Here is a 21,411-nt window from a genome sequence, read left to right as displayed (position 1 = left end):
CCCGGCCGCCGCGCGATCCGGAACTACGCCACCGCCCTCACCCGGCTGAGCCAGCACAGCAGCCCCGCTCCCGCCTGCCACGCCGCCGTCGCCAGCATCAAATCCCGCAACGGCATCCCCGCCGACAGCATGCCGCCCAAGGCCAGCGCCAGCGGCATCAACAGTTTGAACAAGGAGCCGGTCAGCCCGGACACGCGGCCGATCAGCTCAGTCGGCGTCGCCTCCTGGCGGTAGCTCCACACGCCGACATTGCCGCACACCACGACGAAGCTCTGCAAAGCCATCGCCGCCGCCAGCCACCGCATATCGTCAAACCACGCCTGCGCCGCCATGCCGGCCGCCTCCAGCAGCAGCGCCAGGCAAATCATCCATCCCAGGCCCAGCGCCTTCCTCACCCGCGCCACGCATAAGCCGGCCACAATGCCGCCCGCGCCGGCGCAGCCAAACAACAGCCCCAATTGCCCGGGAGAAAAGCCCAGCTGGTCGCGGGCGCGGAACAGGAACAACACCTCGGCGACGCCGGCCGCGCCATTGGCCAGCACCACCACCCAGCTCAATTGCCACAGCGCCGGATTGCCGCGCAGCGCCCGCCAGCCGGCGGCCAGCTCCGCCAAGAAACGCCGCTCGCCGCTCCGCCGCAGCGCTTGCGCCGGCACCCTGGCCATCAGCAGCGCGGACAACAAAAACATCAGCGCCGGCGCGCCCAGGCTCCAGTGCGGGCTGGCCCAGGCGATCAGCAGGCCGGACAGCATTGGCCCGCTGACGGCGAACACATCGGACAAAGTGCCTAGATAACCGTTGGCCTGCACCAGTTGCGCCGCCGGCACGCTCTCCTTCACCAGGGCCATCCGGCAGATGGCGGTCACGTAGTTGCACAGCATCACGCAGAAAGTCAGCGGATAGAACAGCCACGCGGCCATTCCGCCGCCGGCCAGCGCCAGCGCGCAGACGCCTAGCAATGCGGCCATCGCCAGCAAGGCCCGCTGCGCCCAGCTGCGGCGGCACACCCGGTCCACCCACACGCCGATGAAGGCCGCCAACAGCAGATTAGGCAGGAACTCCACCGCGCGCAGATTGCTCATCGCCGCCAAGGAATGCGTCAGCTCGTACAGGATCAGCGGCAGCGCCAACTGGTAAATCTGGCCGCCCAGCGCCAGCAGCGCGGTGGAAGCGAACAGGCCGGTAAACACCGGCTGCCGCCACAAGGAAGAAGAAGAAACCGCGGACATGCGCGCTCCATGACATTTGACAGAAGCGGCAGTATCCGGCACAAAAGCGGAGACAAAAATGGAACATTTAAAAACCATTCTTCCCCTTTTATGCGCCTGCTCCAACACTACCAGCGCCTGAGCCAAGCCTTCCCCGCGCACGACGGCCCGGCGCGGCTGGCCGACATCGCCGCCGCCCTGCATTGCAGCCCGCGCCATGCCCGCGAGCTGATGCAAAGCATGGCGGAAAACGGCTGGCTGCAATGGCAGCCGGGGCTGGGGCGCGGCCATGCGTCGCGGCTGCGCCTGCTCGCGCCGGCCGGCCAGCTGGAGACGGACGCGGTGCGCGGCCATCTGGCCGATGGCGACATCGAAAAAGCGATGCGGCTGCTGCCCGCCGCCGCGCGGCGCCAAGTGGCCGATCTGCTGCCGGCCTATCTCGGCCTCCCGCCGGCCGAACCGCAAACGCTGCGCCTGCCCTTCTACCGGCCGCTGCACAGCCTGGACCCGGTCCGGATCAACCGCCGCACCGAATGCCACCTGATCCGCCAGATCTTCGACGGCCTCACCCGCTACGACCGCGGCGAGGAGAAGATCGTCCCCGCTCTGGCCCACCATTGGAGCCATGACGGCGATTGGCGAAACTGGCGCTTCCATCTGCGCCCCGGCGTCGCCTTCCACCATGGCCGAACGCTGGATGGCGAAGACGTCCGCCAAACCTTGCTCCGCTTGCGCGACAAAGCCGGCCCCCACCAGGAGCTGCTATCGCATCTGGAAAACGTGGCCTTGCCCGCGCCATTGACCGTGGACATCCGCCTAGCCCGCCCCGACGCGCTGCTGCCGCGTCGGCTGGCCGACAGCGCCGCCTCCATCCTGCCGCGCGATTGCTGGACGCGAGCGGACTTTGGCCGCTTTCCCATCGGCACCGGCGCGTTCAAGCTGGAAGCCAACAACGACTACCGCGCCACGCTGCGCGCCTTCGACCGCCACTGGAAGGAAAGGCCGCTGCTGGACACGGTGGACATATGGGTCGTCGACGACCCGGACGTGCGGGCGCGGCTGGACGCCCGCTTCTGCCACCCTGATGAACCCAGCAGCCAACCGTCGCTGCGCCAGCTGGAAGCCGGCTGCAGCTATCTGGCGGCGAATCCGGCCCGGCTGGACGCCACTCAACGGCAAGCGCTGGCCGACTGGCTGCACCCCGCCATCTGGCAGGCCGCGCAGCCCGACGAAGCGGCTCTCGGCATGCTGCCGCAATGGCGGCACCGGCCACTTCCCGCCCAAGCGCCGCCACCGCGGCTGCCCGCGACATTGCGGTTGGCCACCTATCAGCTGCCGGCTCACATCGAATTGGCCGAGGCCGTGGCGCGCCGGCTGCGGGACGCCGGCTGCCGGATCGAGTTGACGGTGATGCCCTACCCCGACTTCGCCCGCTACGACTGGCTGGACGACGCCGACCTGCTGCTGACCGGCGAAGTGATGGCCGACGATGTGGATTTCGGCGTCTACCAATGGCTGTGCCAGGATGCCGGCTACCGCCATTGGCTGGAAGAAGGGACTCGACAAAAAATCCGGCTAACGGAAAGAAGACTGGCGATGGAGCCCGATGCGGAGCGGCGCTGGCAAGGCTACGAAGCGCTGGCGCGCGAGCTGGTGGAGGAAGCCAGCCTGATTCCGCTGCGGCATCATGTTCAGACGATGGAATTCGCGCCGCAGCTGCGGGGCGTCACGCTGGCGCAGTGCGGCTGGATGGACTTCGGCAAAGCGTGGCTGGCTCCCCCGCTCTGAGCAAGCCCTGGCTCAGATGGCGGCGTCCGAGTGATAACGCAGCCAGAAAGCCTCGCGGCAGCCGTTGTCGAAGCTTTTGCGCATCGGCTCTATGCCCGGCGAGCCGCCCAGCTCCAGCACTTCATAGGTGATCCAGCTCTCGGCGCAGGCCAATTCGCTAGGGTAATCGTCCACCTCGATGCTGCGGCGGATCGCCACGCCGTTGTCGAAACGGTACACCCGCTCCCGCAGCGTCACCTCGCAATCGGCCTCGCGCCAGCTGTCCTGCCTATCCTCGCGGCCGACGATGCGCTCCGCGCCGGCGCCGCCCATGATCGCCCGCGCATAGCCAGCCAGCGGCTCGCTCGCGTCGGCCATCAAGCGCTCTCCTTGCGGATGTCCGCCAGCAGCGGTTGCGCCAGACGGCGGTAATCGTCGCCGTCCAGCACGATGGACGCGTCCAGCCGGCCGGCGTTGAACGCGATTTCCCGGTAGCGCGCCAACAGCTGCGGGTCGACCACCAGCCGGATGGACGGATCGAAGCTGAACGGCGGGATGGAGCCGATCACGCAGCCGGTGGCGGCCTCGGCGTCAGCCGCGTCGGCCAGCTTCACCTTGCGCGCGCCGACGGCGGCGGCCACCTTGGCGAAATCCACCCGCTCGTCGCCGGGCAGCACCGCCAGCACGAACCGGCCAGGCGCGTCCGCCACCTTGCACAGCATCGCCTTGGCTCCCTGCCCCACCTCGGTGCCGCGTATTTCGGCCACCTTGTGCGAATTGCCCTCGGATGGATGTTCTATCACCCGGAAGCGGGCCTGGCCCTGTTCCAATATATTCCGCAAACGTTCAAACACGGTCAGCGCCTCCCGCAAATACTGGATCGTTCCAAACAACATGAGGCCGGAAAGCGGATGGACAAGCCCCGAATGCCGCTTGTTGCCCAAGCCGCCAAGCCTCTACACTGCAAACCTCGTCCCCATCCATGCCTCCCATGCTCAAACTGAACCTCGGCTGCGGCCACGACAAACGGACCGGCTTCATCAATGTCGACTCTCAGGCTGCTTGCCAGCCAGACCAGGTGGTCGACCTGGAGCGATTCCCCTGGCCCTGGGCCGACGGATCGGTGGACGAGATCGTGATGAGCCACGTGCTGGAGCATCTGGGCGCCGATACCGACACCTATCTGGGCATCATCAAGGAGTTGTACCGGGTATGCGCGCCGGATGCCCGCATCACCATCACCGTGCCGCATCCGCGCAGCGACAACTACCTGGCCGATCCCACCCATGTGCGGCCGATCACGGCGATGGGCCTGCAAATGTTCAACCAGGAGCTGAACCGCCAAAGCATCCAGGAAGGCGGCTCCAGCACCCCGCTGGGTATTTATCTGAATGTCGACTGGGCGCTGGAATCGTCGGATGTGAAGATACTGGAGCCCTGGGCCAGCCGCTTCAACGGCGGCCAGCTCACCGAGGATGACATCACGCTGGCGGTGCAGAACTTCTACAACGTGATCGGCGACTGTACTTTCGTGATGCGCATCCGCAAACCGGCTTTCGCCGGCTGACGCTCGCTCCACCCATCCCGATCCGGGACCTGCCCGGGCGCATCTCCGCCCAGCCGCCCAGCCGTGCAAGCCGCTTGCCCGCCATCCGCCAGACATGCATCATGCATAGCCGGACGGCTGCGAAAACTGGCGTTCCGCCATCCGCGTCCTAGCCGCAACCACCGTACTGAAAGGCTGAAGATCATGTCGAAAGAGCTTGTCTTCTATACCAACCCGCAATCGCGGGGCAATATCGTGCACTGGATGCTGGAAGAAGTGGGCGCGCCCTACCGCCCGGTGCTGCTGGAGTACGGCGCCTCGATGAAGGCGCCGGAGTATCTGGCCATCAATCCGATGGGCAAGGTGCCGGCCATCCGCCATGGCGATCAGGTCGTCACCGAAGGCGCGGCCATCTGCGCCTATCTGGCCGACGCCTTTCCCGAAGCCGGACTCGCCCCCGCGCCCGCCGAACGCGGCGATTATTATCGCTGGCTGTTTTTCGCCGCCAGCTGTGTCGAGCATGCCTGGACCAATCAGGCCGCGGGCTTCACGCCCACCCAGGAGCAACAGCGGATGTTCGGCTACGGCTCATACGACGCGACGCTGAACACCCTGGCCAAAGCCGTCGCCGGCCGCCGCTATCTCGCTGGAGACCGCTTCAGCGCCGCCGACGTGTATGTCGGCCGCACGATAGGCTATGGCATCGAGTTCGGCAATATGCGCGACTGGCCCGAACTGGTCGCTTACTGGGATGGACTGAAAAACCGGCCGGCCCTGCTGCGCGCCGCCGAGCAGGCCGCCCAGTGGCAGGCAATCAAGGCGTAAACGCCAGCCATGCGCGGGAGGCGGACTCGCAGCCTCCCGCCCGCAAGCGCTACGCCGGCCTCAGCCGCGCGGTGAAGTGCCGCAGTATCGGCGGCTCGTAGTCGAAGGCCAGCCCTTTCACCGCCGCCGCGCGCTGTTTCACCTCGATCAGACAGTCGGCGATGTAGTCCATGTGATCATTGGTATACACCCGGCGCGGTATCGTCAGACGCATCAACTCGAACGGCGACGGTTCCTGCTGGCCGGTCTGCGGATTTCGGCCCAGCAGCAGCGAACCGATCTCCACCGCCCGGACGCCGCCTTCCAGATACAGCTCGCAGGCCAGCGCGTGCGCGGGAAACCGCTCGGCCGGAATATGCGGCAGCAGGCGCGCGGCGTCGACGAAAACGGCATGGCCGCCGGTCGGATACTGGATAGGCACCCCGCCTTCGCGCAGCCGCTCGCCCAGGTAGGCGACCTGGCCGATGCGGTAGTCCAGGAAAGCGTCGTCCAGCCCTTCCCTCAACCCTATCGCCAACGCCTCCATGTCGCGGCCCGCCAAACCGCCGTAGGTGACGAAGCCCTCCATCGGCACGCAACGCACCTGCACCTCGCGGAACAGCGCCTCGTCGTCCTTGAAGCAGCACAGTCCGCCGATATTGACCAGCGCATCCTTCTTGGCCGACATCGTGAACATGTCGCCATGGCTGAACATTTCGCGCGCGATGGCCAGTATGGAAGCGCCGGCATAGGCCGGATCGCGCTCGCGGATGAACCAGGCGTTCTCGGCGAAGCGGGCGGCGTCGATCACCACCGGAATGCCGCGCGAGCGCGCCAGCTCGCTGGCCGCGCGGATATTGGCCATCGACACCGGCTGGCCGCCGGCGCTGTTGCAAGTGATGGTGATGATGACGGCGGCGACGTTGTCGCCCTCGGCCGCGATGATCTGCCCCAGCCGCGCCAGGTCGAAGTCTCCCTTCCAATCGTATGCCGTGCCGGTGTCCAGCGCCTGCGGCGTCAGCACGTTGACCGCGCGGGCGCCCGCCAGCTCGACATGGGCCTTGGTGGTATCGAAATGGAAGTTGGACAGGAACACTGGTCGCTCGCCCCGGCAACGCTTCACCAGTTCCGGAAACAGGATCTGCTCCGCGCCGCGCCCCTGGTGAGTGGGGATGGTGTGCGCGTAGCCGAACAGCTCCCGAACCGTGTCGGCCAGGCGCAGGAAATTGCGGCTGCCGGCATAGGCCTCGTCGCCCATCATCAGGCCGGCCCATTGGCGATCGGACATCGCGCCAGTGCCGCTGTCTGTCAGCAGGTCGATGTAGACATCCTCGGCTTTCAACAGGAAGGGATTCCAGCCAGCGTCGGCCAGCGCCAGGCGACGGTCTGACGGCGTGGTTTGCCGGATGGGCTCCACCATCTTGATGCGGAAAGGTTCGGGAATGCGTCGTGCCATGATCTTCTCCTCGGCGCGGCCGCGCCGCCCGGACGAGCGCGGGCGAAGCGGCGGCGGACCGTCATGCGGTCGAAACAAATAGGGAAACGATTGCCGGAGGAGATCAGGCGCGCGGGAAGTCGAACGTCAGAATGATGTCGACGGTGTACCAATTGGGGCGCAGGCCATTGAGGTGAGTCAGCGCCTGGCCAGCATGGGGTTCGATATTCATCGCCACACCTTGAGGCAGTTGCATGGTCGCCCGGACGCGGGCGTATCTTCAAGATAGGGCAGGATTGTCTGACTGCGCAACAATCAATAACTAACAAAAACCATCTCGCCATTGATTTGTATACAGTCAACAATAACCACTATGCAATAAACTCATCATGCCTAGAGTATTAACTAGCAAAAAATCATCGCCAAAGAAAAGTATTTGCTCCATTTATTACAATGTAATTGATATGGCTTAAAAAAAATTTCACATCTCAACATTTAATCGATATGATCTTGCGCTGCCTACAAAATCCAAGGCATGCATAAAAAACAAAAACACCGCTCGTTGCTGGTGATATCTCAAGTCACTCGAAGGAAACCCTTATGTCTACACAATCGCATCCCAAAGGGCTCTATCTGCTCTTTGTGACGGAGATGTGGGAGCGCTTCAGCTACTACGGCATGCGCGCCATCTTCACGCTTTACATGATCAAGGCGCTGCTGTTCGACAAGGCCCATGCCTCGGATATCTACGGCACCTACACTGGCCTGGTGTATCTCACCCCGCTGGTCGGCGGCTACATCGCCGACCGCTACTGGGGCAACCGCCGCTCCATCCTGGCCGGCGGCGTGCTGATGGCCATCGGCCAATTCATGCTGTTCTTCTCCGGCTCGATGCATGAAACCAACGTCGCCGCCGCCTCTTGGCTGCTGTACGGCGGCCTGGGTTTCCTGATCGCCGGCAACGGCCTGTTCAAACCGAACATCTCGTCGATGGTGGGCCAGCTGTACGCCCCGGGCGACAAGCGCGTCGACTCCGCCTTCACCATCTTCTACATGGGCATCAACACCGGCTCGCTGATCGCGCCGCTGGTGTGCGGCACCCTGGGCGATACCGGCAATCCGGGCGACTTCAAGTGGGGCTTCATGGCCGCCGGCTTCGGCATGCTGCTGTCGCTGGTTGTGTTCACCCTGTTCAAGAACAAATATCTGGTGACGCCGGAAGGCAAGCCGATCGGCCTGGCGCCCAAACGCCATCACGACAGCGGCGAAAAAGTGGTGCACGAGCCGCTGACCCGCATCGAGAAGCAGCGCCTGGCGGTGATCCTGATCGTGTCCGCCTTCGTGATCTTCTTCTGGTCCGCATTCGAGCAGGCCGGCGCCTCGCTGACCTTCTTCGCCGAAGAACAGACCAACCGCAACCTGATGGGCTACGTGATCCCGGCCTCGTTCTTCCAGTCGCTGAACCCGGTGTCGGTGGTGATCTTCGCGCCGATCTTCGCCTGGATCTGGACCAAGCTAGGCAGCAAGGGCATGGAGCCGTCGTCGCCGGCCAAGATGGCGCTGGGCCTGTTCTTCCTGGCGCTCGGCTATCTGGTGATCGCCTTCGGCGTCGACGGCTTGGCGCCGGGCGTCAAGGTCAGCATGCTGTGGCTGGTCAGCCTGTACGTGCTGCACACCTTCGGCGAACTGAGCCTGTCGCCGATCGGCCTGTCGCTGGTGGTGAAGCTGTCCCCGGCCCGCTTCACCGGCTTGATGATGGGCATCTGGTTCCTGTCCAACGCAGCCGCCAACAAGTTCGCCGGCACGCTGTCCGAGCTGTATCCGGATCCGGCCAAGCCGGTGCCGCATTTCCTCGGCTACGCGGTCACCAATCTGCACGACTTCTTCATGCTGTTCGTGATGATGGCCGGCGCCAGCTCGCTGGTGCTGTTCGGGCTGTCCTCGGTGCTGAAGAAAATGATGCACGGCCGCTGATCCGCCGCTTGCCTCACCCAAGCCAACGCCGCCTCCGGGCGGCGTTTTCGCTGGCGGGACGGCAGACGCCGATCCCGGTCTGTGATAGCCTTGCGCCGATCCTCTACCCCGTTTTGAAAACAAGTTTACGGATGAATACCGCTGCAACTTCTTCCTGGCGGAAGGCGGCCGGCTACGCCTTGCTGGCGCTGCTGGCCATCCGCCTGCTGGCGATGTGGGCGATCCCGCTCACCGACACCACAGAGGCGCGCTACGCCGAGATCGCCCGCAAGATGCTGGAAACCGGCAACTGGGTGACGCCGCTGCACGACTACGGCGTGCCGTTCTGGGCCAAGCCGCCGCTGTCCACCTGGCTGTCCGCGGCCAGCATGGGCCTGTTCGGCGTCAATGAATTCGCCGCCCGCCTGCCGGCGCTGCTGCTGGCGCTGGGCGCGCTGTGGCTGACGGCCGATCTGATGCGCCGCCGCGCCGGCAGCGACGCGGCGATGGCCGCCGCGCTGATGCTGGCCGGCGGCCTGCTGTTCTACGGCGCTGCCGGCACGGTGATGACCGACCCCTCGCTGATGTTCTGCGTGGCGCTGAGCCAGGTGGCCTTCTGGCACGCGATGAACGGCGGCGGCCGGATCTGGCGCTACGCCTTCTTCGCCGGCCTGGGCCTGGGCCTGTTGGCCAAGGGTCCTCTGGCCGTGGTACTGGTGGGCATGCCGATCTTCTTCTGGGTGCTGATCCGCAATCAATGGAAAGCGCTGTGGCGCGAGCTGCCGTGGATCTCCGGCACGCTCTTGGCCGCCGCCATCGCCCTGCCCTGGTACGCCTGGGCGGAAATCCGCACGCCGGGCTTCCTCAACTACTTCATCATGGGCGAGCACGTCAGCCGCTTCCTCGATTCCGGCTGGAAGGGCGACAAGTACGGCTTCGCCCACGCCACGCCGCGCGGCATGATCTGGCCGTACGCGCTGGGCGCGCTGTTCCCGTGGTCCATCGCCATGCTGGCCTGGCTGGCCTGCCGCGCGCGCCGGCTGCCGGCCATCGTCCGCGCCGGCGAAAACGACGGCTGGCTGCTCTACGTTTCGCTGTGGACGGTGATGACGCTGCTGTTCTTCACAATGTCCGGCAACATCATCTTCCCGTACTCGCTGCCGATGCTGCCCGGCGCGGCGCTGCTCATGGCTGAGCTGTGGCATCGCGGCCGCCATGAGCGCTCCGGCCGCGCGCTGCCGTGGCTCGCGCTGTCCTCCGGCGCGCTGGTGCTGGCCGCCATCGGCCTGCAATGGCATGACGGCGCCCGTTACTTCCGCACCCAGAAGCCGGTGATCGCGGCCTGGCTCCAGCAGCAGCCGGCGCAACAGGCCCGGCTATTCTACTGGGATAGCCGCCGCGAGTTCTCCGCCGAGTTCTACAGCCAGGGCAAGGTACGCACCACCGCCGACGCCCATGCGCTGGCTCCGCAGCTTGCCGCGCATCCGGGCAGCTGGATCGTCACCGAGCAGCGCGACCTCGCCAGCCTGCCGCCAGCCATCGCCGCGGGCTACGCCAAGGCCGGGGAGTTCCCGGTGATGAAGGACCGAATGCTGCTGCTGAAACCGGCCGCGGCCCAGTGAAAGCGCAAACCGCCATGACCGACGCACGCAACTTCGTTCCGCCCTATCTGCTGGAGCTGCACGCCGCCGAGCGCCCGGCCGACCCGCTGGTCAGCTGCCTGATTCCGGCCTACAACGAGTCGGAAAACATCGCGCCGATGCTGGAAACGCTGCACCGGCTGCTGTCCGAGCACGGCTACCGCCACGAGCTGGTGGTGGTCGACGACGGCAGCCGCGACAACACCGTGCCCAAGGCGCTGGAAGCCGCCAAGCGCCTGCCGGTGACGGTGATCCAGCTGTCGCGCAACTTCGGCAAGGAAATCGCGTTGACCGCCGGCATCGACAATATCGGCGGCGACGTCGCCGTGCTGATAGACGGCGACTTCCAGCATCCGCCGGAGATGGTGCCGGTGTTCCTCGCCAAGTGGCGCGAGGGCTATGACATGGTCTACAGCGTGCGCGCCAACCGCGACGGCGAGACCCTGGCCAAGCGCGCGTTCACCCGCGTGTTCTACGCGCTGCTGAACAGCGGGGCGCCGTTGAAGATCCCGGAAAACACCCAGGATTTCCGCGTGCTGGACAAGAGCATTCTGGAAGCGCTGCGGCGGATGCCGGAGCGCAACCGCTTCATGAAAGGCCTGTACAACTGGGTGGGCTTCACCCAGCTGGCGATGGAGACGCAGACGCAAGAACGCCGCGCCGGCAAAAGCAGCTTCAATTTCCGCAGCCTGTTCAATCTGGGCCTGACCGGCCTGACCGCCTTCTCCAACATGCCGCTGCGGATCTGGACCCTGGTCGGCTGCGTGATCTCGATGCTGTCGATCGGCTACGCGATCTGGGAGCTGGTGCACACGCTGCTGTTCGGCAACCCGGTCAGCGGCTGGCCGACGCTGGCCGTCGCCGTCACCTTCCTCGGCGGCGTGCAGCTGCTGTCGATCGGCATACTCGGCGAATACGTCGGCCGCATCTTCAACGAGGTCAAGGGCCGGCCCACCTATCTGATCAGCCGCATCTCCAAGCGCAAGGACGGGCAGGACGCATGAAGAAGCAGCTGTTCTGGTTCGGCGTCGTCGGCGTGTCGGCGATGTTGCTGCACTTCGCGCTGGTGACGCTGGTTCTGGTGCCGCTGGGCGTGCCGCCGCTCGTCGCCAACGTGCTGGGTTTCCTCGGCGCCTTTCAGCTCAGCTACTGGGGCCACCGCCGCTTCACCTTCGAGGCCGGCCACGTGCCGCACCGCCAGGCGCTGCCGCGCTTCTTCGGCGTGTCCTGCCTGAGCTTCTGCGTCAACGAGGCCATGTATTTCGCGCTGCTGCGCTACGCGCCGCTGGACTATCGGGTCTCGCTGGCCATCGTGCTGTTCGCGGTGGCGGCGCTCACCTTCCTGCTGGGCAAGCTGTGGGCGTTCGCCTCCGCTCCGCAAACAAATTAACGCTGTCGCGATGACGACGGAAAACTTTTGGAATCGACGACAGTCCTACCGCGCATGACGAAACGATTGACACTCTGCGCCGATGACTTCGCCCAGTCCGGCAGCATCAGCGCCGGCATCCTGCAGTTGATCGATGCCGGCCGCCTGTCCGCCACCAGCGTGCTCAGCCAGTCCCCGCACTGGCCGGAGCTGGCCGGCGAACTGAAGGCGCGGGCGGAGCGGGTCGACGTCGGCCTGCATTTCAATCTCACCCATCCGTTCGACGCGCCAGTGAAGCCGCTGTCGTACTGGCTGATGAAGAGCCAGCTGCGCCAACTGTCGCTGGCAACGCTGCGCGACGAGGCGCTGACGCAGATCGACCGCTTCGCCGACCACTTCGGCCGGCTGCCGGACTTCGTCGACGGCCACCAGCACGTGCACGCGCTGCCGGTGATACGCGACGCGCTGTTCGACGCCATCCTGCGGCGCTGGCAGCAGAATCCGCTGCCCTACCTGCGCTCGCCGGACCGCCTTGGCCACCCGGGCGACAACCGGCTGAAGGCGCTGGTACTGCGCAGCGTGTGCACCAATTTCGACGATCAGGCGCGCGAGCGCGGCTTCGCCACCTCGCCGTGGTTCGGCGGCATGTATTCGCTGAGCCCGCAGGCCGACTTCCCCGCCCTGATGCAGGCCTGGCTGGCCAAGATCCCGGACCGGGCGCTGATCATGTGCCATCCCGGCCTGCCCGCCGCCGACGCCTCCGACCCCATCGCCGCCAGCCGCGGCCGCGAATTCGACTACCTGGCCGGCGGCGCCTTCGCCGAACTGTGCCTGAAGCACCGGGTCAGCATCGCCCGCTTCCAGCCCGAGCCCGCCGTCGCCGCTTAAAGGGCTGGACGCTCAGGCGCCCGGCCAGGGTTGCCGCCAGGGCTCGCCCAATTCCTCAAGCCTGGCGCGGCAAGACTCCCCGGCGAATTTCTCGCCCGCAGCCGGCGGACAGACGAAGGCGAAACGCTCGCCGTCCAGCTCGAAACGCAGCGCGTAGGCATGCAGGTAGCCGCGATCGGCCGCGCTGCCGCCGTATAACGCGTCGCCCAGTATCGGCGCGCCCTGCGACTTCATCGCCACCCGCAGCTGATGCGTCTTGCCGGTGCGCGGCCGCAGCAGAAACAGCCTCAGCCCCGGCTCCAGCGAAAAACTGAAAAACTGCGTGACGGCCGGATTCTCCCTGCCCTCCGTCAAGCGCCAGGCGCCGCCGCGTCCCTTGGCCATGTCACCCGCCACCCTGCCCTGCTTTTTCAGCGGCTTGCGGTCCGATAAAGCCAGGTAATACTTCTCCATCTCCCGCTCGGCCAACGCCTCGCCCAGCGCGCGCGCGGCCTCCGCCGAGCGCGCCACCAGGATCAATCCCGACGTGATGCGGTCCAGCCGATGCACCGGCCACAAGGCCGAGTCGCCCAAGCCCTCGCGCAGGGCATCCATCAGTCCGGGCTGGTCGTCTTCGCGGTGGAAACCGACGCCGGGATGCTTGTCGACAAGATAGAAACGGGGATCTTGATGAATCAGGGTGTACATGACGGTTCCGGCTGCGAATCAGCCGCCGATTGTAGAGCAGGCGCCGCGCCGGCGACAACGCCGGACAAAACATGACAAATGACAACAAAAGACCAATTATGCCTTGAGCATGGCAAGGTCAAATTGATAGCCTTTCCCGCGACGCGGCATGCAGCCGAAACCGACCGCGCACCTTCGCCAAAACAGAAAGGACTTTTCCGTGAAACACGCCGCACAGCAGGGATTTACGCTGATCGAATTGATGATAGTCGTCGTCGTGCTCGGCATTCTCGCCGCCATCGCCATTCCCCAGTACCAGAATTACACCGCGCGCACCAAGGCAGTCGCCGCGCTGGCCGAGCTATTGCCCGCGCGCACCGCTTACGAGATTCATCTCAACGACGGGAAAACCATCCTGAGCGCCGGCTCGACCGACGCGATACTCACCCCGATTGGCCTGCGCGACGACCCCACCAACCATTGCGACATGAGCACTCTGGGCGACTCTCTGGCCTCCGCCGGCATCCAGTGCGACATTGTGCATGCGCCGGCCGCCTTGAAAAAGAACCTGGCGCAAGAGGTGAAGCCCTTCGTGCGGCTGGTCCGCGGCGAAAAAGCCGACTGGCAGTGCAAAACCAATATCAGCGAGGAAGAACTGCGCCCGGCCGGCTGCAAATTGCCGGACGAAACCTAACACGCTCTCAAACCATCATGGATGCCGTCACTGCGACTTTTTCTTGGCGTCCATCTCTATCCGCAACTGCTTGCGCATTTCGGCGGCGCGGAAGCGCTGCCGCTGCTCCTCGGTCTCCAGCACCAGGGTCGGCACCGCCATCGGCTTGCCGTCCTGATAGGCCACCATGGTGAAATAGCAGCTGTTGGTGTGGCGCTGGCTGCGCTGCTGGATGTTTTCCGCCACCACCTTGATGCCCACCTCCATCGAGGTGCGGCCGACGTGGTTGACGCTGGCCAGGAAGGTCACCAGCTCGCCGACATGTATCGGCTGCTTGAACAGCACCTGGTCCACCGACAGCGTCACCACGTAACAGCCGGCATAGCGGCTGGCGCAGGCGTAGGCCACCTGGTCCAGCAACTTCAGCAGCACGCCGCCGTGCACATTGCCGGAAAAATTGGCCATGTCCGGCGTCATCAGCACCGACATCACCAGCTCTCTTTGCCCCTGGGCCTCTTCGCTCATCGTCTGCTCCCGCATGTGTACAAGCGGACATTCTGCCACGCTGATTGGAATAGCGGGCAAGCGCTTCTATACTGAATGGACAGAGGAACGCGTTTCATGTCCATTTCCAGTGTAGCCGGCGGCTCTTCCAGCTACGGATTCAGCATGCATGGCGCCAATTGCCAGTGTCCCGCCTGCCAAGCCTTGCGCTCGCAGGCTGCGCCTGTTTCCAGCGCGTCAGCCTCCTCTTCGCCGCAAACCGCCAACGCCGCGCCTCCCACGTCGGCCGGGGACAAAGCCGGCAACGATGCCTCCAGCCAGAATGGCTCCGGCAATGCGCAAACCTCTCAGCAAACCAATGCCGCCGCTCCCAAGGGGCCGGACGGCAAGCCTTTGAACGACGCGCAGCAGAAGGAAGTGGAAGATCTGAGATCGCGCGACGTCGACGTTCGCCGCCACGAGGCCGCGCACCAGGCCGCCGGCGGCGCGCTGGCCGGCGCGGCCAGCTTCACCTATCAACAAGGGCCGGACGGCAAGCAGTACGCGATTGGCGGAGAAGTGCCGATCCGGCTGAGCCAAGGCAGCACGCCGCAGGAAACCATACAGAACGCCCAGACGGTGCGCGCCGCCGCTCTGGCGCCGTCCGACCCGTCCGGCCAGGACCGCGCGGTGGCGGCCGAAGCCTCGCAGATGGAGCAACAGGCGCGAGCGCAGCAGTTTCAGCAACAGCACGGCAATCAGAATCTCAGCCCGCTGCAGAAAATGCAGCAGGCCGCCGCCCCGGCCGGCAGCGCCCAGGCCAAGGGCGGCAATATCGACACCTACGCCTAGGGCCCGCTCACCGCCTTTTGCCGAACCGCGCAAGGCCATCCAACAGACTGGATTAAAATCGAAAGGCGTAGGCCCTGGTCGTTCCAAGGCCTACGCCCGATGCTGATCCAAGGCTTGGTGGCCTTAAACCCGCCGCGCCAGCCGCAAGCCGTTGGCGATCACGATCAGGCTGGTGCCGACGTCGGCGAACACCGCCATCCACAAGCTGGCCACCCCGGCCAGCGCCAGGCCGAAAAACACCAGCTTGATGCCCAGAGCGATCGCGATGTTCACCTTGAGCACCGCCGCGGTGCGGCGCGCGTGGGCGATCAGATCGGCCAGCCGCGACAGCTTGTCGTCCATCAGCGCGACGCCCGCGGTTTCCAAGGCGCTGTCCGATCCGGCGGCGCCCATCGCGACGCCCAGGTCGGCGCGCGCCAGCGCCGGCGCGTCATTGACGCCGTCGCCCACCATCGCCACCTTGCCACTGGCCTGCAATTGCTCGATGAAACGCAGCTTGTCCTGCGGCAACAGGCCGCCATGGGCGGCGGAGACGCCGGTCTGCGCCGCCACCGCGGCCGCAACCTGTGGGCTGTCGCCGCTGAGCATCACCGCGCGCACGCCCATTTCGTCCAGACGGGCGATGGTGGCCGCGGCTTCCGGCCGCACTTGGTCCGCGACGGCGATCACGCCCAACGCCCTCCCGCCGTCCAGCAGCACCAGCGCGCCCTCGCCCGCTTCCGCCATCCGGCTCAGCTCGGCGGCCAGCTCCGGCGTCAGCGCGCCCTGTTCTTCCGCCAAGCGGCGGCTGCCCAGCTGCAGCGCGCGGCCGTCCACGCGGCCGCGCACGCCGCGGCCCACCAATTCGCTGACCTGCTCTGCCGCCGGGACGGCGATGCTGCGCCGCGCGGCCTCGTCCAGCACCGCCTTGGCCAGCGGATGGGTGGAATGGCTGTCCAGCGCGGCGGCTATCGCCAGCACGGTTGATTCGTCGCCGCCGCCCAGCGCCGCCACGCGGGTGACCCGCGGCTCGCCCAGCGTCAGCGTGCCGGTTTTGTCCAGGCAGACGGTGTCGATGCGGGCCGCCATCTCCAGCGGCGCGCCGCCCTTGACCAGCAAGCCGTGGCGTGCGGCCGAGGCCAGCGCGCTGACCACCGTCACCGGCGTGGCGATCACCAGCGCGCACGGGCAAGCGATCACCAGCATCACCAGCGCGCTGTAGATCGCCTGGTGCCAGGCCATCAGGCCCAGCAGAGGCGCGGCGACGGCGAAGGCCAGGGCCAGAACCAGCACCACCGGGGTGTAGACCGAAGCGAAGCGGTCGATGAAGCGCTGCGTCGGCGCCTTGGATGCCTGCGCGTCGCGCACGGTGGCGATGATGCGCGCCAGCACCGAGCCGGACGCCGGCGCCGTGGTCTCGATCTCCACCACGCCGCTGCCATTGATGCTGCCGGCGAACACCGCATCTCTCGGCCCCTTGTCCACCGGCAGGCTCTCGCCGGTGATGCTGGCCTCGTTGAAGCTGCTGTGGCCATCGGCGATGCGGCCGTCCAGCGGCACGCGCTCGCCGGGACGCACCCGCACTCGGCTGCCCACCGCAACCTCGGCGGCCTGCGCCTCGCGCCAGCCGGTGCCGTCGGCCACCCAGGCGGTTTCCGGCGCCAGCGCCATCAGCGCGCGCACCGCCTCGCCGGCCCTGGCCAGCGACATCGCCTCCAGCCGCTCGGCGATGGCGAACAGGAACAGCACCATCGCCGCTTCCGGCCACTGGCCGATCAGCATCGCGCCGATCACGGCGACCGACATCAGGAAATGGATGTTCAGCGTGCGGGTGGACAGCGCGATCCAGCCCTTCTTCAACGTGGGAATGCCGCCCAGCAGGATGGAGGCCAGCGCCAGCGCCGCCACTTCCAGCCGGCCGTCGCCCAGGCTCCAGGCGATGCCCTCGGCCGCGGCGGCGGCCAGGCCGGAAGCGATCAACAGCAGATTGGCGCGGCGGCCATGGCCTTGCGGCGCCTGCGCCTGAGCGCCGGCATCCAGCTCCACCGCCTGCATGCCCACCTTGGCGATGGCGCTTTTCACGCCGTCCAGATGCGGCAGGTCGTGGCGCAGCAGCAACACCCGTTCGATGAAGTTGAACTCCAGCGCCACCACGCCGCTCATCCCGCCCAGCGCCTTTTCGATCAGCCTGGCCTCGGTCGGGCAATCCATCGCCTGGATCTGCAGCCGCGACTGCTTCGCGCCCTTGCCCTCTCCCAGTTGCACGCGGGACGGCCCGGCATGCTCATGGCCATGCGCGTGGCCGCAGCTCGCGCCGTGCCGGCGCTCATGCTGGTGATCGTGCTGATGGTGCTCGTGCTTGTCGCCCGGCTTGTGGTCGTGGCCGCAGCCGCCATGGGCATGCTGATGCGGGTCAGCGCCCTTCAGCGCCAACGCGGCTTCGGCCTTGGCCGAGCAGCAATCGCCGCCGCGGGCGTGTTGATGGCCTTGATGCGGCGGTACGGCCTTGTGGTAACGCGTCACGCTTGACATATGCGCCTCCATTGGTAGTCTGGGCACATTGCACACCCTGTAGTCACTACAGGGTCAAGCGTTTCTTTCGGGAGAGTGTCATGTTGATCGGAGAACTGGCCCGCCAGACCGGCTGCGAGGTGGAAACCATCCGTTATTACGAGCGCGAAGGCCTGCTGTCCGCGCCGCAGCGCTCAAGCTCCGGCTACCGCCGCTACACCGCGGAGCAGCTGGGCGAGCTGAATTTCATCCTGCATTGCCGCTCGCTGGGCATGTCGCTGGCCGACATCCGCAACCTGGCCGCATTCAAGGCCGACCACGATCACGACTGCGAGGACATCAATCTGCTGATCGACCAGCAGATCGCCAAGGTGCATCAGCAGGTGGAGGCCCTGCGGCTGCTGGAGCAGCAGTTGCTGGCCTTGCGCGACAAGTGCCACGACAGCCGCGCGGCGGCCGATTGCGGCATCCTGCAAACGCTGGTCGAGGCGGCCGAGGGCGCGCCCTGCGTCTGCCACACGCCGTTCGGCCAGGACAATCACGGCCACAGCCAGAATTACGACCATGCGGCCAAAAAAAATGGCCGATCCAACAAGGATCGGCCCTAAATCAACGCTCGTTTGGGGAAGAGGAGAAACCCACTGACCACCACCCCACGGCAGTCAGGTCACAACAAAATCGTTACAGCCAGTGGCTGATCAAGGGCGCGGCGAACACCGTCGCCACCCCGGCCAGCATCATGGTCAGGCTGGCCACCACGCCTTCCTCGGCGCCTATCTCGCTCGCCTTGGCGGTGCCGGCCGCATGGGCCGCCGCGCCGAACAGCGCGCCGCGCGCCAGCTTGGAGCGGATCGGCAACAGCGCCAGCATCAACTGGCCCAGCATCATGCCGCACACCCCGGTCACCACCACAAACAGCGCGGTCAGGTCGGCCGAGCCGCCCAGCGTCTGCGCCGCGGCCAGCGCGAACGGCGTGCTGATCGAGCGGGGCGCCAGGCTCTTCTGCATCAGATCCGGCAGATCCAGCCAGCGCGCCAGCATCACCGAGCTGGCTACCGCCACCGGAATCGCGGCCAATACGCCGCAACCTAATGACAGCCAATGCTTGCGGATCAGCGCCCGGTACTCGTAGATCGGCACCGCGAACGCCACCGTCGCCGGCCCCAACAGCCAGGTCAGCCAACGCGTATCGGCGAAGTAGGTCTGGTACGGCACCCGCGCCAACACCACCAGGCCGATGATCAGCAGCGGCACCGCCAGAATCGGCGTGCTCCACCAGCTGCGCGTCTTCAGGTAATACTTCTTGACCACCCAGTACAACACCACGGTGAGTACGAAGGAGATCAACGCAATCTCATGCTCCATGGACTTCAGCCCTCATCTGCGCCTTGCGGTTGCTGTCGCGGCGGCGCAGCCGGATTTCCAGCCGGTAGCAGCGATCCACGACCAGCGCGGTCACCGCCATCACCAGCGCGGTGGAGGCGACGATCACCAGCAGCAGGCGCACCCCGGCGGACAGAATCACGTCCGGGTACTGCACCACCGCCACCACCGCCGGGATGAAGAACAGCAGCATCTCGGCCAGCAGCCAGCGGGCGCCCTGGCGTAGCCAGTCCACCGGCAGCAAACCGGACCACAGCCCGGCCAGCACCAGCAGCATGCCCAGCACGCCGGCCGGCATCGCCGGCAGGAAACGGTGGCTCAGCTGGTTGGCCGCCATCCACACCAGGCTCAGCAGCAGAACCTGGGAAAAGGTTTGCAGCGGTTGCGACAGGCGGTGAAACAGGCGGGCCATGCTTGGCTTCCATCAACTTAGGAGTTGAGCAAAGTATAGCCAGCCGGCATTCATTCTAAAAATGAATTAAAATTATCAAGACGATTCCACCCAGGAATGCAAATGGACATACGCGCGCTACGCTATTTCGTCGAACTGGTGAAATGCCAGAGCTTCACCCGCGCCGCCGACGCGCTGTTCGTCACCCAGCCGACGATCAGCAAGATGGTGAAGCAGCTGGAGGAAGAGCTGGACATGCCGCTTATCCTGCGCGAGGGGCGCAGCTTCCGCCTGACCGACGCCGGCCGCGTCACTTACGAGCGCGGCCTGGACGTGCTGTCGGCGATGAACAAGCTCAAGCACGAGCTGGCCGATCTGGCCTCGCTCAGCCACGGCGAGCTGGTGGTGGGCCTGCCGCCGATGGTGGGGGTCGCCTTCTTCGCGCCGGTGGTCAGCCGTTACCGCCGCCGTTATCCGCAGATCGAGCTGAAGATGGTGGAAGACGGCGCGCTGGCGATCGAAAACCGCATCAAGAGCGGCGAGCTGGAGATAGGCGTGGCGGTGCTGCCGGTGGACAGCCAGCTGTTCGACCACTACTCGGTGGTGCGCGACCCGCTATGCCTGGTGGCGCCCGCCGGCTCGCGCTGGCGCGACAAGTCGCTGGTGCGTCTGGTGGACATCGCCGATCAGCCGCTGGTGCTGTACCCGGACGACTTCACCCTCAGCCGCCGCGTCGGCGACGCCTTCCGCGAGCTGGGCAAGACGCCCAACATCGTCGGCCGCAGCGCGCACTGGGACTTCATCGTCGAGCTGGTGGCGGCCAACCTGGGCGTCACCCTGCTGCCGCGCAGCATCGTCGAGCGGCTGGACCGCCAGCTGTTCGACGTGGTGCCGCTGTACGACAACAAGCTGTACTGGCACCTGGCGCTGATCTGGCAGCGCGGCGGCTATCTGTCTCACGCAGCCCGCGCCTGGCTGGCGCTGACGCGGGAGACGCTGGGCGGGCAGGATTGAAAAAGGCCGCTGACGCGGCCTTTTCTTGCGGCGGACGATTCGCTCAGCCAGCCTTCAACACCCGCTGGCGGCGGCTTTCCGACAGCACCATGCCGGACGACACCGACACGTTCAGGCTCTCCACGCTGCCGAACATCGGAATGGACACCAGCACGTCGCAGTGCTCGCGCGTCAGGCGGCGCATGCCCTCGCCCTCGGCGCCCATCACCCAGGCCAGCGGGCCGGAAGCGTCGAAATGGTAGAGGTCGGTGTCGGCCTCCATCGTGGTGCCGGCGATCCACACCCCGGCGTCCTTCAGGTCGCGCAGCGTACGCGCCAGATTGGTGACGGTGATGTAGGGCACCACCTCGGCCGCGCCGCAGGCCACCTTGGACACGGTGGCGTTCAGCGTGGCGGAGCGGTCCTTGGGGGCGATGACGGCGTGCGCACCCATCGCGTCGGCGACGCGCAGGCAGGCGCCCAGGTTATGCGGGTCGGTGACGCCGTCCAGGATCAGCAGCAGCGGCGGCTCGGACAGGTTTTCCAGCACGTCGTCCAGGTCCACGTAGTTCATGCTGGCGTCTATCATCGCCACCACGCCCTGGTGGCGGGCGTTGCCGCTCATGCTGTCCAGGCGTTCCTTGTCGACGATGTGCAGCTTGACGTTCTCCGCGCCGGCCTTGTCCAGCACCGCCTTGGCGCGGGCGTCGTGGCGGCCGCCGGCCAGCCAGATTTCCAGCAGGCTTTTCGGGTTCTGCCACAGGCGGGCGTTGATGGCGTGGAAGCCGTGGATCAGGCGTTTGTTGCTCATGGCGGGGATGTCTCGAATTCTCAATTCCCGCCATTGTAGCCGCAAGCCGCCCACCGGCC

The 21,411-nt window shown here is 66.1% G+C and carries 22 protein-coding genes; 12 read left to right on the top strand and 10 right to left on the bottom strand.

Going from position 1 to position 21,411, the window contains the following annotated elements:
- Positions 1-23: 23 nt before the first annotated feature.
- Entirely contained in the window at positions 24-1,229 is a 1,206-nt protein-coding gene (locus tag VA599_RS15950; RefSeq protein ID WP_346789468.1) for an MFS transporter, read from the bottom strand.
- A gap of 90 nt (positions 1,230-1,319) precedes the next feature.
- Between VA599_RS15950 and VA599_RS15945 the strand changes: the two genes are divergently transcribed.
- Complete coding sequence (locus VA599_RS15945) at positions 1,320-2,996, top strand: SgrR family transcriptional regulator (protein WP_346789467.1); 1,677 nt, start codon at positions 1,320-1,322, stop codon at positions 2,994-2,996.
- 12 nt (positions 2,997-3,008) lie between these two features.
- On the opposite strand, the gene VA599_RS15940 is transcribed toward VA599_RS15945, so the two are convergent.
- Complete coding sequence (locus tag VA599_RS15940; protein WP_231163072.1) at positions 3,009-3,353, bottom strand: hypothetical protein; 345 nt, start codon at positions 3,351-3,353, stop codon at positions 3,009-3,011.
- Entirely contained in the window at positions 3,353-3,829 is a 477-nt protein-coding gene (locus VA599_RS15935; RefSeq protein ID WP_346789466.1) for a YbaK/prolyl-tRNA synthetase associated domain-containing protein, read from the bottom strand. Before VA599_RS15935 ends, VA599_RS15940 begins: the two co-directional genes overlap by 1 nt.
- Before the next feature lie 137 nt (positions 3,830-3,966).
- On the opposite strand from VA599_RS15935, the gene VA599_RS15930 reads away from it, so the two are divergent.
- Both VA599_RS15930 and VA599_RS15925 read left to right on the top strand, forming a co-directional pair.
- Positions 3,967-4,542 carry a class I SAM-dependent methyltransferase gene (locus tag VA599_RS15930; RefSeq protein WP_346789465.1) on the top strand — a complete coding sequence of 192 codons (576 nt, stop codon included), beginning with the start codon at positions 3,967-3,969 and terminating at the stop codon, positions 4,540-4,542.
- A 183-nt stretch (positions 4,543-4,725) separates the two neighbouring features.
- Positions 4,726-5,346, top strand: a complete 621-nt coding sequence (locus VA599_RS15925; protein WP_346789464.1) for a glutathione S-transferase family protein — start codon at positions 4,726-4,728, stop codon at positions 5,344-5,346.
- Between the two features lie 49 nt (positions 5,347-5,395).
- Here the strand turns inward: VA599_RS15925 and VA599_RS15920 are convergent, their stop codons facing one another.
- Positions 5,396-6,781, bottom strand: coding sequence for a tryptophanase (locus VA599_RS15920; protein ID WP_346789462.1), 1,386 nt, complete (start codon positions 6,779-6,781; stop codon positions 5,396-5,398).
- Positions 6,782-7,360: 579 nt separating this feature from the next.
- Between VA599_RS15920 and VA599_RS15915 the strand changes: the two genes are divergently transcribed.
- The 5 genes from VA599_RS15915 to VA599_RS15895 all read left to right on the top strand — a co-directional run bounded on the left by VA599_RS15915 (position 7,361) and on the right by VA599_RS15895 (position 12,610).
- Entirely contained in the window at positions 7,361-8,734 is a 1,374-nt protein-coding gene (locus VA599_RS15915; RefSeq protein ID WP_021478138.1) for a peptide MFS transporter, read from the top strand.
- Between the two features lie 131 nt (positions 8,735-8,865).
- Positions 8,866-10,335, top strand: a complete 1,470-nt coding sequence (locus VA599_RS15910; protein ID WP_346789460.1) for an ArnT family glycosyltransferase — start codon at positions 8,866-8,868, stop codon at positions 10,333-10,335.
- Between the two features lie 14 nt (positions 10,336-10,349).
- On the top strand, positions 10,350-11,357 hold the full coding sequence (locus tag VA599_RS15905; RefSeq protein ID WP_346789458.1) for a glycosyltransferase family 2 protein: 1,008 nt from the start codon (positions 10,350-10,352) through the stop codon (positions 11,355-11,357).
- A complete protein-coding gene (locus VA599_RS15900) occupies positions 11,354-11,743 on the top strand; it encodes a GtrA family protein (RefSeq protein WP_346789457.1) in 390 nt (129 codons plus the stop codon). Before VA599_RS15905 ends, VA599_RS15900 begins: the two co-directional genes overlap by 4 nt.
- Positions 11,744-11,797: 54 nt before the next feature.
- Positions 11,798-12,610 carry a ChbG/HpnK family deacetylase gene (locus tag VA599_RS15895; protein ID WP_346789455.1) on the top strand — a complete coding sequence of 271 codons (813 nt, stop codon included), beginning with the start codon at positions 11,798-11,800 and terminating at the stop codon, positions 12,608-12,610.
- 12 nt (positions 12,611-12,622) lie between these two features.
- Here the strand turns inward: VA599_RS15895 and VA599_RS15890 are convergent, their stop codons facing one another.
- Positions 12,623-13,297 (bottom strand): TIGR01621 family pseudouridine synthase, encoded by a 675-nt coding sequence (locus VA599_RS15890; protein WP_346789454.1) that lies wholly within the window; start codon positions 13,295-13,297, stop codon positions 12,623-12,625.
- Between the two features lie 199 nt (positions 13,298-13,496).
- Between VA599_RS15890 and VA599_RS15885 the strand changes: the two genes are divergently transcribed.
- Positions 13,497-13,970, top strand: coding sequence for a pilin (locus tag VA599_RS15885; RefSeq protein WP_346789452.1), 474 nt, complete (start codon positions 13,497-13,499; stop codon positions 13,968-13,970).
- A gap of 27 nt (positions 13,971-13,997) precedes the next feature.
- Here the strand turns inward: VA599_RS15885 and VA599_RS15880 are convergent, their stop codons facing one another.
- A complete protein-coding gene (locus VA599_RS15880) occupies positions 13,998-14,474 on the bottom strand; it encodes an acyl-CoA thioesterase (protein WP_021478145.1) in 477 nt (158 codons plus the stop codon).
- A gap of 96 nt (positions 14,475-14,570) precedes the next feature.
- Between VA599_RS15880 and VA599_RS15875 the strand changes: the two genes are divergently transcribed.
- A complete protein-coding gene (locus VA599_RS15875; RefSeq protein ID WP_346789450.1) occupies positions 14,571-15,284 on the top strand; it encodes a putative metalloprotease CJM1_0395 family protein in 714 nt (237 codons plus the stop codon).
- A 123-nt stretch (positions 15,285-15,407) separates the two neighbouring features.
- On the opposite strand, the gene VA599_RS15870 is transcribed toward VA599_RS15875, so the two are convergent.
- Entirely contained in the window at positions 15,408-17,795 is a 2,388-nt protein-coding gene (locus tag VA599_RS15870; RefSeq protein ID WP_346789448.1) for a heavy metal translocating P-type ATPase, read from the bottom strand.
- Positions 17,796-17,875: 80 nt separating this feature from the next.
- On the opposite strand from VA599_RS15870, the gene VA599_RS15865 reads away from it, so the two are divergent.
- The gene (locus VA599_RS15865; RefSeq protein ID WP_021478546.1) at positions 17,876-18,382 is read left to right on the top strand and encodes a Cd(II)/Pb(II)-responsive transcriptional regulator; all 507 of its coding nucleotides are present in this window, start codon (positions 17,876-17,878) and stop codon (positions 18,380-18,382) included.
- 73 nt (positions 18,383-18,455) lie between these two features.
- Here VA599_RS15865 and VA599_RS15860 read toward each other — a convergent pair whose 3' ends face one another.
- Both VA599_RS15860 and VA599_RS15855 read right to left on the bottom strand, forming a co-directional pair.
- Positions 18,456-19,139 (bottom strand): LrgB family protein, encoded by a 684-nt coding sequence (locus VA599_RS15860; RefSeq protein WP_046166868.1) that lies wholly within the window; start codon positions 19,137-19,139, stop codon positions 18,456-18,458.
- The gene (locus VA599_RS15855; protein ID WP_021478545.1) at positions 19,129-19,569 is read right to left on the bottom strand and encodes a CidA/LrgA family protein; all 441 of its coding nucleotides are present in this window, start codon (positions 19,567-19,569) and stop codon (positions 19,129-19,131) included. Before VA599_RS15855 ends, VA599_RS15860 begins: the two co-directional genes overlap by 11 nt.
- Before the next feature lie 102 nt (positions 19,570-19,671).
- Here VA599_RS15855 and VA599_RS15850 point away from each other — a divergent pair, with 102 nt between their 5' ends.
- Positions 19,672-20,562, top strand: a complete 891-nt coding sequence (locus VA599_RS15850; protein ID WP_021478544.1) for a LysR family transcriptional regulator — start codon at positions 19,672-19,674, stop codon at positions 20,560-20,562.
- Between the two features lie 43 nt (positions 20,563-20,605).
- On the opposite strand, the gene rlmB is transcribed toward VA599_RS15850, so the two are convergent.
- The gene (rlmB, locus tag VA599_RS15845) at positions 20,606-21,352 is read right to left on the bottom strand and encodes a 23S rRNA (guanosine(2251)-2'-O)-methyltransferase RlmB (RefSeq protein ID WP_021478543.1); all 747 of its coding nucleotides are present in this window, start codon (positions 21,350-21,352) and stop codon (positions 20,606-20,608) included.
- Between the last annotated feature and the right edge of the window lie 59 nt (positions 21,353-21,411).

The sequence above is a fragment of the Chromobacterium indicum genome (assembly GCF_039708975.1).
Classification (GTDB): domain Bacteria; phylum Pseudomonadota; class Gammaproteobacteria; order Burkholderiales; family Chromobacteriaceae; genus Chromobacterium; species Chromobacterium piscinae.
Note: the sequence above shows the minus strand (reverse complement) of the source record. Positions and strands in the feature narration are given on the sequence as shown.